Source organism: Streptomyces sp. MS191 (genome assembly GCF_008042125.1).
Lineage (GTDB): Bacteria > Actinomycetota > Actinomycetes > Streptomycetales > Streptomycetaceae > Streptomyces.
This window is the reverse complement of record NZ_RDBI01000040.1, coordinates 2,202,978-2,215,384: the sequence shown is the minus strand read 5'-3', so window position 1 is coordinate 2,215,384 and position 12,407 is coordinate 2,202,978. Positions and strand designations below refer to the sequence as shown.

Below are 12,407 nucleotides of genomic sequence, written 5' to 3'. Positions count from 1 at the left end.
CCGCCGCAGCCGGGCGGTGCCGAAGGGGTCGGCTCCGTCGGTCGTCGTCCTCCCGCTGCGCGACTCCGCCGCCGTCGACCTCGCCGAGCGGCTCCTCGACTCCATCGACGACGCCCTGCTGCTGACCCTGCCCGGTCTCGCCGAGATCGTCGTGGACACGGCGGACGGCGTCCGCACCCTCCGGCGCTCCGAACAGGACGGCTACGTCCACATCGAGGACACCGCCTCCACCGCGGGCACGCATGCGCCGCGTCCGGCCGGGCAGGCGCCCGGAACGGGCGGCGCGGGACACCCACAGGTCGCGGTACCTTCGGGCACCCGCCCCATCCCGTCCCGCAGAGTGGAGTCAGACGTGAGCGTCAGCGTCAGGACGACGACCGACGGAGCCGACCCCTTCGGCACCGCCCGGCTGCGGCGGGGCGTGCTCGACGCCTGGGGGGCCGGGCCCGCCCGGTTCCGGGAGGACGCCAACGCCGAGGAGGACCTCGCCCTCGGCGGGTACCGCGACCGGCTCGTCGTCGAGCTGGCCCAGAACGCCGCCGACGCCGCCCGCCGCGCCGGCGTCACCGGCCGTCTCCGGCTGACCCTGCACCCCGCCGACGACGACGCCCCCGCCGTCCTGGCCGCCGCCAACACCGGCGCCCCGCTGGACGCGACCGGCGTCGAGTCGCTCTCCACCCTGCGCGCCTCCGCCAAGCGCGAGAACGACCGCGAGGCCGTCGGCCGGTTCGGCGTCGGCTTCGCCGCCGTCCTCGCCGTCAGCGACGAGCCCGCCGTCCTCGGCCGCCACGGCGGCGTCCGCTGGTCCCTCGCCGAGGCCCGCGAGCTGGCCGCCGACGCCGCCCGCCACAGCCCCGGGCTCGGCGACGAACTCCGCCGCCGCGACGGCCACGTGCCGCTGCTCCGCCTCCCGCTGCCCGCCGAGGGCACCGCCCCCGACGGCTACGACACGGTCGTCGTCCTCCCGCTGCGCGACTCCGCCGCCGTCGACCTCGCCGAGCGGCTCCTCGACTCCATCGACGACGCCCTGCTGCTGACCCTGCCCGGTCTCGCCGAGATCGTCGTGGACACGGCGGACGGCGTCCGCACCCTCCGGCGCTCCGAACAGGACGGCTACGTCCACATCGAGGACACCGCCTCCACCGCGGGCACGCACCGCTGGCGGACCGTCAGCCACGGCGGCGCCCTCGACCCCGCCCTCCTCAAGGGCCGGCCCGTCGAGGAACGCCTGCGCCCGTACTGGTCGGTCACCTGGGCCGTGCCCGTCGACGCCACCGGCGCCCCGCGTTTCCCCGGTACCGCCCCCGTCGTCCACGCGCCCACCCCCACCGACGAACCGCTCGGCCTGCCCGCGGTGGAGGCGGTGTCCTCGATGTGGACGTAGCCGTCCTGTTCGGAGCGCCGGAGGGTGCGGACGCCGTCCGCCGTGTCCACGACGATCTCGGCGAGACCGGGCAGGGTCAGCAGCAGGGCGTCCGCGCCCACCCCCACCGACGAACCGCTCGGCCTGCCCGCGCTCCTGATCGCCTCGCTGCCGCTCGACACCGCCCGCCGGCACCCCGCGCCCGGACCCCTCACCGACTTCCTGCTGGAGCGCGCGGCCGACGCCTACACCGAACTCCTCGCCGACTGGCAGCCGGTGACGGTCGCCACCCTCGACCTGGTGCCCGGACCGCTCGGCAAGGGCCCCCTGGACGGCGCACTGCGCGCGGCGATCCTGGAGCGCCTGCCGCGCGTGGCCTTCCTGGCGCCCGAGGCCCCCTCCGAGGAGATGCCCGCGCTGCGGCCCGTGGAGGCCGAGGTGGTGGAGGGAGCGGGCGCCGAGACCGTCGGCGTCCTCGCCGAGGTCTTCCCGACCCTGCTGCCCGCCGGCCTGGAGCGGCGCGTGGAGCTGCGCACGCTCGGCATCGGCCGGGTGCCGCTGACCGAGGCGATCGACCGGCTCGCGGGCGTCGACCGGCCGCCGACGTGGTGGTGGCGGCTCTACGACTCCCTGGCGGGCGTCGACCCCGACCGGCTCACCGGCCTGCCCGTCCCGCTGGCCGCCCCGGAGCCCGTCGACCCGGAGACGCCCGCCCGCACCCGGACCACCATCGGCCCCCGCCAGGTCCTGCTGCCGCAGGACCGCACGCCCGCCGAACTCACCCGGCTCGGTCTCAAGGTCGCCCACCCGGACGCGGTCCACCCGCTCCTGGAGAAGCTGGGCGCCCTGCCCGCCACGCCCCGCGCGGTGCTGACGACCCCCCAGGTCAGGGCGGCCGTCGCCGGCTCCCTCGACGCCGGGGAGATCTGGGACGAGGACGCGGACGCGCTGGACGCCGAGGAGCTCGCGGAGACCGTGCTCGCGCTCGTACGGGACGCCGAACTGGAGCCGGGCGACGAGCCGTGGCTCGGCGCGCTGGCCCTGCCCGACGAGGACGGCGAGACGGCCCCGGCCGGCGAGCTGGTCCTGCCGGGCAGCGCCTTCGCCGCCGTGATGCGCGAGGACGAACTCGCCTTCTGCGACGCCGAGCTGGCCGAGCGGTGGGGCGAACAGCCGCTCGCCGCCTGCGGCGTGCTCGCGGACTTCGTCCTGGTCCGGGCCACCGACCTCGTCCTCGACCCGGACGAACTGGAGCCCCGCGACGGCGACTTCGCCGAACCCGACGACGCCGGGCTGCTCGACGCGGTCGACGTCTGGTGCGAGGACGTGCTGGACCGGCTGCCCGAGGCCCCCGTGCCGCCGGTGGCGACCGAGATCGTCGCCGTACGCGACCTGGACCTGGTCGACGACGACGCCTGGCCGCAGGCCCTCGCGATGCTGGCGCGGCCCCCGCTGCGGGACGCGCTGACCCAGCCGGTCCGGGTGCTGCTGCCGGACGGCACGACCGAGACCGTGCGCTCGTACACCGCCTGGTGGCTGCGGGACCACCCCGTCCTGGACGGCCGGCGCCCGGCCGGACTGCGCGCGGCGGGCACGGACCCGCTGCTCGCCGGGCTCTACGACTCCGCCGACGCGACCGGCTTCGAGGACGAGCAGGTCCTGCGGGCGCTCGGCGTCCGCACCTCGGTGGCGGCCCTCCTCGACGAGCCGGGCGGCGCCGCGGAACTGCTGACGCGCCTCGCGGACCCGGAGCGCGAGGTGACCGGCGCCCAGCTGCACGCGCTGTACACGGCGCTCGCCGACCTGGACCCCGAGCAGGTCACCCTCCCCGACGAGCTGCGCGCGGTCGTCGACGGCGCGCTCGTGGTGGTCGACGCGGCCGAGGCGCTGGTCGCCGACGCCCCCGACCTCCTGCCGCTCGCCGGCGACCTGCCGCTGCTGCCGGTGTCGCCGTCCCGCGCGGCCGACCTGGCGGAGCTGTTCCAGGTCCGCCGGCTGAGCGAGACCGTGGAGGCCGAGGTCACCACGGTCGGCGAGGAGCACGACGTGCCGCCCTCGGTGCACGCCCTGCTCGGCCCGGCGACCCCGGGGACGTACATCGAGCACGAGGAGCTCCGTGCGGCCGGCGTCGAACTGGACTGGCGGCGGACCCCGGACGGCGTGATCCACGCCGCGACGCTGGAGGGCGTCGCGGCCGGGCTGGCCTGGGCGGCCGGCCAGTGGCCCCGCCGGTTCGAGGTGGCCGCCCTGCTCGAGGACCCGTCCAGGACGGCGGAGCTGGCCCGCGACCGCTGGTTCGACTAGGTCCCGTCCGGACGGGACTCGGCCCGGTCCCGTCCGGTCCCGTCCTGACCGGTGGACCGGCGTTGATCCACCTGGGTCCATGCGTGCCCGCTCCCGGGGGACCTGGCGCCGCCGCGCGGTCCGCCGACCGGGATCGGCGGATTCGTCCGCCTACATTCCCGAACCATGACGCAGCAGAAGGCCGGCCTGCTGGGCGGCGCTCCCACCGGGCCGGACCAGGATCCGCCCGCACCCCGTCCGGCGGACGGCCCGGCCGAAGGGCGAGGCGCGGCGGCGCGTGTCCTGGTCCGGGCGGCGCACCACGCCGACGCCTGGACCTCCTCCTGGTCCCGGCGGAGGTCCCTCGCGGCGCTCTGGGCGGTCTGGGTCCTCACCCGGATCGTCATGGTGTACCTGCTCGTCCAGGACGACATCGGCGTCAGCAACGTGGCGAGCGAGGTGAACTTCCTCTATCCGCGCTGGTCCGAGCAGCTGGCCGGGGGCTCCTACCCGGTCGGCGACGTCACCTGGCAGTACCCGCCGGGCGCCGGTCTGCTCTTCCTGTTCCCCTCGGCGCTGCCCTTCCTGGACTACTTCGCCGCGTTCCTCCTGCTGACCCTCGCCGCCGACGCCGTGATCACCCTCGCTCTGGCCAGGCCGGGACGGCTGCTCGCCGGGGCCTGGCTGTGGGCGGCCGCGCTGCCCCTGCTGCTGAACCTGCCGCACGGCCGCTTCGACATCCAGGTGACGGCCCTCGCCGTCCTGGCGCTGCTGAGCGGCACGCGCCGCCCGCGGCTCGGCGGCGCCTTCGCCGCGCTGGGCGCCCTGATCAAGGTGTGGCCGCTGCTCACCCTGCTGGGGGCGGAGCGCGGACGTTCCAGCCGCGACGCCTGGCTGTCCGCCGTCGCGACGGCCGCCGCGCTGCTGACCGTGCTGGCCCTCTGCTTCAGCGACAGCCTCGCCTTCCTCCGGCAGCAGGGGGCCAGGGGCGTGCAGATCGAGTCCCTCGGCGGTACGGTCCTGGCGTTGCTGCGGGCGGCGGGGGAGCCGATCCGGATCGAGTCCCGCTACGGCGCCCTGGAGTTCAGCGGCGCGCAGGTCGACCTCGTGGCCCAGCTGTCGCTGATGCTGACGGCCGCCGCCTTCGGCTGGCTGATGCTCTGGCGCGGGCGGGCCTCCCGGTGGACCGCGGCGACCCCGTTCGACGCGGCGCTCGCCGCCGTCCTGCTCTTCACCGTCACCAGCCGCGTGATCAGTCCGCAGTACATGGTGTGGCTGCTGGGCCTGGCGGCGGTCTGCCTCACCTCCCGGCACACCACCCAGCGTCCGGTGGCCGCGGTGCTGCTCGCCGCGACCGCGGTGACGGCGCTCGCGTTCCCCACGTACTACCTGGACGTCATCCGGGGCACGGCGCTGGGCAACACCCTCATGGTCGTCCGCAACGGGCTGCTGGTGGCGGCGGTGCTGCTGTCCTGCCACCGGCTGTGGAAGGCGACGGCCTCCACGCCCCCGCCCCCGGCGATCCCCGGACACTCGTGATCCGGCCGTCCGTACCGTCCGTCCGGCCGCCTTCCGCCGGCGACCGCGTCGACGTGCGCTGAGCCGTTCCGCCCCGGTTCCCCGCCCCCGATGCCCACGGCTCAGGCGGGGAACCTCCGGTCCACCCACCGCCACGCGAACTCCAGGACGACCCCGCCCGCCGCGGCGATCGCCACCGCCGTCCACGGCATCGTCGTGCCCACGAGTTTGAGCGCGAAGAAGTCCTGGAGCCAGGGCACGACGAGCACCAGCAGGAACGCGCCGCCCATCGAGGCGACCAGGACGATGCGCCACCACGTGTAGGGGCGGGCGATGATCGCCAGGACCCACATCGAGACGAGGAAGAGCGTCAGCGTCGCCGCGCTCGTCTCGGCGTCCAGGGCGCCCGCGCCGCTGTAGTGGTGGCGGGCGAGCAGGTACGTGGCGAAGGTGGCCGCCCCGGCGACGATGCCGGCCGGGATCGCGTACCGCATCACCCGCTTCACGAAGTGCGGCTTGGCCCGTTCCTTGTTGGGGGCGAGTGCGAGGAAGAAGGCCGGGACGCCGATCGTCAGCGTGGACAGCAGGGTCAGGTGCCGGGGCAGGAAGGGGTACTCGACCTGCGAGCAGACCACCAGGACCGCCAGCAGGACGGAGTAGACCGTCTTGGTGAGGAAGAGGGTCGCCACCCGCGTGATGTTGCCGATGACCCGGCGGCCCTCGGCGACCACCGACGGCAGCGTCGCGAACGAGTTGTTCAGCAGGACGATCTGGGCGACGGCCCGGGTCGCCTCGGAGCCGGAGCCCATGGAGACGCCGATGTCCGCGTCCTTGAGGGCGAGGACGTCGTTGACGCCGTCGCCGGTCATCGCGACGGTGTGGCCGCGGGACTGGAGCGCGCCGACCATGTCGCGCTTCTGCTGCGGGGTGACCCGGCCGAAGACCGTGTGCGCGTCGAGGGCCGTGGCCATCTCCTCGCGCTCGGTGGGCAGCCGGCGGGCGTCGATGGTGTTCTCGGCGCCCGGCAGGCCGAGCTTTCCGGCCACCGCGCCGACCGAGACGGCGTTGTCGCCGGAGATGACCTTGGCGGCGACGTTCTGGTCGGCGAAGTAGGTCAGGGTGTCGGCCGCGTCGGGCCGCAGCCGCTGTTCGAGGACGACGAGGGCGGTGGCCCGGACGTCGCGCGCCACGTCGGCGGAGTCGAGCTCGCGGGTGGTGCGGGCCAGGAGCAGGACGCGCAGTCCCTGCTCGTTGAGCCGGTCGATCTCGGCGAGGGCCGGGTCGCCGGCCGGCAGCAGGACGTCGGGGGCACCGAGGAGCCAGGAGGACGACTCGCCGTTGCCCTCGCTGAAGGCGGCGCCGCTGTACTTGCGGGCGGACGAGAAGGGCAGCGCCTGCGTGCAGCGCCAGTCCTCGTTGTCGGGGTAGGCGTCGATGACGGCCTGGAGCGAGGCGTTCGGCCGGGGGTCGGACTCGCCGAGGGAGCCCAGGACCTTGCGTACGTACGCCTCGTCCGCGCCGCCCAGCGGCCGCAGTTCGGTGACGTCCATGCCGCCCTCGGTCAGGGTGCCCGTCTTGTCGAGGCAGACGACGTCGACCCGGGCGAGGCCTTCGATGGCCGGCAGCTCCTGCACCAGGCACTGCTTGCGGCCGAGCCGCACGACGCCGATCGCGAAGGCGACGGAGGTGAGCAGGACCAGGCCCTCGGGGATCATCGGGACGATGCCGCCGACGGTGCGGGCGACGGCGTCCTTGAAGTTGTCGTCCTTGACGACGAGCTGGCTGACGACGAGGCCGAGCGCGGTGGGGATCATCATCCACGTCACGTACTTGAGGATCGTGGAGATGCCGCTGCGCAGCTCGGAGTGGACCAGGGTGAAGCGGGAGGCCTCCTCGGCCAGCTGGGCGGCGTACGCCTCGCGGCCGACCTTGGTGGCGGTGAAGGCGCCGCCGCCCGCGACGACGAAGGAGCCCGACATCATCCGGTCGCCGGGCTTCTTCACGACGGGGTCGGCCTCGCCGGTCAGCAGCGACTCGTCGATCTCCAGGCTGTCGGCCTCGGCGACCTCGCCGTCGACCACGACCTTGTCGCCCGGCCCGAGTTCGATGAGGTCTCCGTGGACGATCGCCGAGGTGGACACCTCGACGGCCGCCCCGTCGCGGCGGACGGTCGGTCTGGCCTCGCCGATGACCGCCAGCCCGTCGAGGGTCTTCTTGGCCCGCAGCTCCTGGATGATGCCGATGCCCGTGTTGGCGATGATCACGAACCCGAAGAGGCTGTCCTGGATCGGCGCCACGCAGAGCATGACCACCCACAGGACGCCGATGATCGCGTTGAAGCGGGTGAAGACGTTGCCGCGGACGATGTCGGTGGTGGAGCGGCTGGAGCGGAGGGGTACGTCGTTGACCTCGCCGCGCGCCACCCGCTCGGCGACCTCGGCGGAGGTGAGCCCGTCGACACGGTGCACGACGGGGGGTTCGGGCGCCGCGGTCGTGTCGTCGCCCGTGTCGATCTTCGCCCGCTGAGTCATGTTTTCGACGGTACGGCCGGAGCGGCCCGTTCACCCGCCGAGGTGCCCGAGGATCAGACCGGGGGAGGAGTGGAATGGTCCCCCGGTACTACAGGGTCGCGCCGTCGGTCCCGGGCGCGCTCCCTGCCTCGGCGGCCCGTCGGGCCTCGTCCCGCTTGATCGCCGCGTCGCGCTTGCGGACGTACCAGATGCCGATGAGGCCGAGGCCGGCCCCGGCCAGGCAGGTCCACACCCACCAGGTCAGGTCGCGGTCGTCGAACCAGCCGTAGAAGGGGACCTGCACCAGGAAGAGCACGAACCAGAGGATCGTGCCGCCGGTGATGGTGGCGACGACGGGCCCCTCCAGGGGCTCGGGTGCCTCGTGTCGGGGGGTCCACTTCGCCATGCGGTCAGTCTAGGGCGTGTCGCGGGCGGGCTTCGAGGCCGGTCCGCGGCGTCGGACGGGGTGCGTCGCCGGGCGGAGGCCGTGCTCGTGCCGGGTGGGTCCGGGCGCCTCGTACCCCGTGGGTCCGGGCGCCCTCCTGATCGTCCGAGGCCCCGCCCCGCAGGGGTCTACGCGCGGAGATGGACGCTGGTTCATTCATGTGTTCATACTGAAACGGTTTGCCTCTGGCGGGTTTCCTTCGTATGAACCGCCAAGAACATACCCAAGAGGAACCCCCATGAGCACCACGGCCWCCGCCAAGGCCACCGCCCCGGAGCCCGCGACCCCCCAGGGGCCGGCCTCGGGCCTCGACCGCTACTTCAAGATCTCCGAGCGCGGCTCCACCGTGGCCCGCGAGATCCGTGGCGGCTTCGCCACGTTCTTCGCGATGGCCTACATCATCGTGCTGAACCCGATCATCCTCGGCAGCGCCAAGGACATGTACGGGCACCAGCTCGACGGTGGCCAGCTGGTCACCGCGACCGTGCTCACCGCCGCCTTCACGACCCTCCTGATGGGCGTGATCGGCAACGTCCCGATCGCGCTCGCGGCCGGCCTCGGCGTCAACACGGTCGTCGCCCTCCAGCTCGCGCCGCGGATGTCCTGGCCGGACGCCATGGGCATGGTCGTCCTCGCCGGCATCGTCGTGATGCTGCTCGTCGCGACCGGGCTGCGCGAACGCGTCATGAACGCCGTCCCGGTCGGCCTGCGCAAGGGCATCGCGATCGGCATCGGCCTCTTCATCATGCTGATCGGCCTCGTCGACTCGGGCTTCGTCTCCCGCATCCCCGACGCCGCGCACACCACCGTCCCGCTCCAGCTCGGCGGCGACGGGCACCTCACCGGCTGGCCGGTCCTCGTCTTCGTCCTGGGCACCCTGCTCACCCTCGCGCTGATCATCCGCAAGGTGCCGGGCGCGATCCTGATCTCCATCGTCGTCATGACGATCGTCGCGATGGTGATCAACGCCGTCGCCACCGTGCCGTCCTGGGGTCTGACGACCCCGACGTGGCCGGGCAACCCGGTGGCCTCGCCCGACTTCGGGCTCGTCGGCGAGGTGAGCCTGTTCGGCGGCTTCGACAAGGTCGGCATGCTGACCGGCGTGCTCTTCGTCTTCACCGTGCTGCTGTCGTGCTTCTTCGACGCGATGGGCACGATCCTCGGCGTCGGCGACGAGGCGAAGCTGATGGACCAGGACGGCAACTTCCCGGGCATCAACAAGGTCCTGCTGGTGGACGGCCTGGCGGTCGCGGCCGGCGGTGCCACCTCCTCCTCGGCCAGCACCTGCTTCGTGGAGTCCACGGCGGGCGTCGGCGAGGGGGCCCGCACGGGTCTGGCGTCGGTGGTGACCGGCGCGCTGTTCTCGGTGGCGCTGTTCCTCACGCCGCTCGCGACGATGGTCCCGTCCCAGGCGGCGACGCCCGCCCTGCTGGCGGTCGGCTTCCTGATCCTGGCCGGGTCCGTGAAGGACATCGACTGGAGCGACTTCACCATCGCCGTGCCGGCGTTCCTGGCGATGGTCATGATGCCGTTCACGTACTCGATCACGAACGGCATCGGCATCGGCTTCATCGCCTTCAGCGTGCTGCGGCTCGCGGCCGGCCGGGGCCGCGAGGTCCCGGTGGCCATGTACGTCGTCTCGGCGGTCTTCGTCTTCTACTACGCGATGCCGGCACTCGGCCTCACGTGATCGCGGGGCGCGTCGGGCGCCCCGTAGAACTTCTCCGTCTCGTCGACGGCGGTCTTGAACCGCTCGTCGAAATCCTCGCGAATGAGCGTCCGGGCCACATAGTCCTGGACGCTCATTCCGCGTTTGGCGGCGTGACTTCTGAGCCGGTCGAGCAGCTCACCGTCGATGCGCAGACTGAGCACTGTCGATCCCATGCCGTCAGAGTCGGGGCAGACGGACCCCCTGGCGTCACTTTCCGGATCTGACTCACTCATTTGGGTGATACATCGAGAGCGAACCGTGACCAGGTGGACGGTAGGGCGGTTCGTATTGGTCTTTAGGCAGGGTAATGAGTTACGCTAAGGACCATGCCTGACCTGTCCCACGGCACAGCCGACGACGCCGCGGCCGTGAACGCGCTCCGCTCCTCCGTCATGCGACTGGGCCGACGCCTCAAGCACCAGCGCGTCGACGAGTCGCTGAGCCCCACCGAGATGTCGGTGCTCGGCACGTTGTCGCTCTGCGGTTCCGCCACCCCCGGTGAGCTGGCCCGCAAGGAGCACGTCCAGCCGCCGTCGATGACCCGCATCGTGGCGCTGCTCGAGGCCAAGGGACTGGTCCGGCTGGAGCCGCACCCCGACGACCGCCGGCAGAAGGTCGTCAGCCAGACCGAGCAGGCCGAGGCCATGCTCGAGGAGTCCCGCCGCAAGCGGAACGCCTGGCTGGCCACCCTGGCCGAAGGTCTGGACGAGGACGAGTGGGCCAAGCTGCGCGCGGCCGCCCCCGTACTGGAGAAGCTCGCCCACCTGTAACCCGACGCCGAGGAGGCGACGCACCTTGAGTACGGGATCCGGAGCAGACTCCGCCCCCGTCCATGAATCCGACACCTACACCCGCGAGGGACCCGGAGACGACCGGGAGGGCGACCGCCGAGGCGGTGTCTCCGACGGCCGTGCGCGCACCCGCGAGAACGGTGGAACGTTCTCCTCCCTCAAGATCCGGAACTACCGGCTGTTCTTCACCGGCGCCATCGTCTCGAACACCGGCACCTGGATGGCCCGCATCACCCAGGACTGGCTGGTCCTCAGCCTCACCGGCTCCGCCGCCGCCGTCGGCATCACCACGGCACTGCAGTTCCTGCCGATGCTCCTCTTCGGCCTCTACGGCGGTGTCATCGCCGACCGCTACCCGAAGCGGCTCATCCTCCTCTTCAGCCAGGCCGCCCTCGGCCTGTGCGGACTCGCGCTCGCGGTCCTCACGCTCTCCGGCCACATCCAGGTCTGGCACGTCTACCTGATCGCCTTCCTGCTCGGCATGGTCACCGTCGTCGACAACCCGAGCCGCCAGTCCTTCGTCTCCGAGATGGTCGGCCCGGACCAGCTGCGCAACGCCGTCTCGCTGAACTCCGCGAACTTCCAGTCCGCCCGCCTGGTCGGCCCGGCCGTCGCCGGCCTGCTGATCGCCACCGTCGGCAGCGGCTGGGCGTTCCTGCTCAACGGCCTGTTCTTCCTCGCGCCGCTCACCGGCCTGCTGCTGATGCGTCCGAGCGAGTTCCACAAGACGGAACGCGCGCCACGCGGCAAGGGGCAGCTGCGGGAGGGACTGCGGTACGTCGCGGGCCGGCCGGACCTGATCTGGCCGATCGTCCTCGTCGGCTTCGTCGGCACGTTCGGGTTCAACTTCCCGATCTGGCTGACCGCCTTCTCGGACGACATCTTCCACGTCGGCGCCGGCACCTACGGCTTCCTCAACACCCTGATGGCGGCCGGATCGCTCGCCGGCGCCCTGCTGGCCGCCCGGCGCGGCAGCTCCCGGCTGCGGATGCTCGTCGGGGCCGCCGTCGTCTTCGGCGTGCTGGAGATCGCCGCGGCGCTGTCGCCGTCGTTCTGGCTGTTCGCCCTGCTGCTCGTGCCGATCGGCATGTTCGGGCTGACGGTCAACATCACCGCCAACTCCGCCGTCCAGCTGGCGACCGACCCCGTCATGCGGGGCCGGGTCATGAGCCTCTACATGATGGTCTTCGCCGGCGGCACGCCGATCGGGGCGCCGCTGCTCGGCTGGATCACGGACACCTACGGCCCCCGGGTCGGCTTCGCCACCGGCGGCCTGATGTCGCTCACGGCGGCGGGCGTGATCGGTCTGATCCTGGCCCGTGTCGGCGGGCTGCGCGTGTCCTTCACCTGGCAGGGCAGTCACCCGCAGGTCCGCTTCGTGCCCCGCGAACGACTCGCCACGGCGGCCTGACGCCCGTGCGGAAGGGGGGCGGGGCGCCTCCGGCGGAGGGAGCCGTCCGGCCCCCGCCGCCGTGAGCGACATCAGGCCGCCGGTGGCGAAGCCGACCCGGGGGCCGTAGGTGTCCGTGATCCAGCCGAGCAGCGGCGCCCCGATCGGCGTGCCGCCGGCGAAGACCATCATGTAGAGGCTCATGACCCGGCCCCGCATGACGGGGTCGGTCGCCAGCTGGACGGCGGAGTTGGCGGTGATGTTGACCGTCAGCCCGAACATGCCGATCGGCACGAGCAGCAGGGCGAACAGCCAGAACGACAGTTGGCGGTGATGTTGACCGTCAGCCCGAACATGCCGATCGGCACGAGCAGCAGGGCGAACAGCCAGAACGAC

The 12,407-nt window shown here is 72.9% G+C and carries 7 protein-coding genes and 3 pseudogenes; 6 read left to right on the top strand and 4 right to left on the bottom strand.

Annotated features, from left to right (window positions below; translation table 11 throughout):
* From EAO71_RS40035 to EAO71_RS17075, 3 genes and pseudogenes are all read left to right on the top strand, one after another.
* A pseudogene (locus EAO71_RS40035) lies at positions 1-1,333 on the top strand (sacsin N-terminal ATP-binding-like domain-containing protein); the annotation flags it as partial.
* 159 nt (positions 1,334-1,492) lie between these two features.
* A pseudogene (locus tag EAO71_RS17080) lies at positions 1,493-3,667 on the top strand (sacsin N-terminal ATP-binding-like domain-containing protein); the annotation flags it as partial.
* A 165-nt stretch (positions 3,668-3,832) separates the two neighbouring features.
* The gene (locus EAO71_RS17075; RefSeq protein WP_261992167.1) at positions 3,833-5,185 is read left to right on the top strand and encodes a glycosyltransferase family 87 protein; all 1,353 of its coding nucleotides are present in this window, start codon (positions 3,833-3,835) and stop codon (positions 5,183-5,185) included.
* 101 nt (positions 5,186-5,286) lie between these two features.
* On the opposite strand, the gene EAO71_RS17070 is transcribed toward EAO71_RS17075, so the two are convergent.
* Together EAO71_RS17070 and EAO71_RS17065 are read right to left on the bottom strand one after the other, a co-directional pair.
* Positions 5,287-7,695 carry an HAD-IC family P-type ATPase gene (locus EAO71_RS17070; protein WP_147978512.1) on the bottom strand — a complete coding sequence of 803 codons (2,409 nt, stop codon included), beginning with the start codon at positions 7,693-7,695 and terminating at the stop codon, positions 5,287-5,289.
* 88 nt (positions 7,696-7,783) lie between these two features.
* Positions 7,784-8,080, bottom strand: coding sequence for a DUF2530 domain-containing protein (locus EAO71_RS17065; protein WP_147978511.1), 297 nt, complete (start codon positions 8,078-8,080; stop codon positions 7,784-7,786).
* Positions 8,081-8,357: 277 nt separating this feature from the next.
* On the opposite strand from EAO71_RS17065, the gene EAO71_RS17060 reads away from it, so the two are divergent.
* Positions 8,358-9,809, top strand: a complete 1,452-nt coding sequence (locus tag EAO71_RS17060; RefSeq protein ID WP_147978510.1) for an NCS2 family permease — start codon at positions 8,358-8,360, stop codon at positions 9,807-9,809.
* Here EAO71_RS17060 and EAO71_RS17055 read toward each other — a convergent pair.
* The gene (locus EAO71_RS17055; protein WP_147978509.1) at positions 9,779-10,003 is read right to left on the bottom strand and encodes a hypothetical protein; all 225 of its coding nucleotides are present in this window, start codon (positions 10,001-10,003) and stop codon (positions 9,779-9,781) included. The genes EAO71_RS17060 and EAO71_RS17055 overlap by 31 nt on opposite strands.
* A gap of 153 nt (positions 10,004-10,156) precedes the next feature.
* Here EAO71_RS17055 and EAO71_RS17050 point away from each other — a divergent pair, with 153 nt between their 5' ends.
* Together EAO71_RS17050 and EAO71_RS17045 are read left to right on the top strand one after the other, a co-directional pair.
* Positions 10,157-10,600, top strand: a complete 444-nt coding sequence (locus EAO71_RS17050; protein ID WP_123457423.1) for a MarR family winged helix-turn-helix transcriptional regulator — start codon at positions 10,157-10,159, stop codon at positions 10,598-10,600.
* Between the two features lie 25 nt (positions 10,601-10,625).
* Positions 10,626-12,032, top strand: a complete 1,407-nt coding sequence (locus EAO71_RS17045; RefSeq protein WP_147978508.1) for an MFS transporter — start codon at positions 10,626-10,628, stop codon at positions 12,030-12,032.
* Between the two features lie 12 nt (positions 12,033-12,044).
* Here the strand turns inward: EAO71_RS17045 and EAO71_RS17040 are convergent.
* A pseudogene (locus EAO71_RS17040) lies at positions 12,045-12,332 on the bottom strand (MFS transporter); the annotation flags it as partial.
* Between the last annotated feature and the right edge of the window lie 75 nt (positions 12,333-12,407).

Bases quoted from the DNA above. Each gene is read 5' to 3' on its own strand.
- EAO71_RS17075 (WP_261992167.1), top strand. From the start codon at position 3,833: ATGACGCAGCAGAAGGCCGGCCTGCTGGGCGGCGCTCCCACCGGGCCG.
- EAO71_RS17070 (WP_147978512.1), bottom strand. From the start codon at position 7,695: ATGACTCAGCGGGCGAAGATCGACACGGGCGACGACACGACCGCGGCG.
- EAO71_RS17065 (WP_147978511.1), bottom strand. From the start codon at position 8,080: ATGGCGAAGTGGACCCCCCGACACGAGGCACCCGAGCCCCTGGAGGGG.
- EAO71_RS17055 (WP_147978509.1), bottom strand. From the start codon at position 10,003: ATGGGATCGACAGTGCTCAGTCTGCGCATCGACGGTGAGCTGCTCGAC.
- EAO71_RS17050 (WP_123457423.1), top strand. From the start codon at position 10,157: ATGCCTGACCTGTCCCACGGCACAGCCGACGACGCCGCGGCCGTGAAC.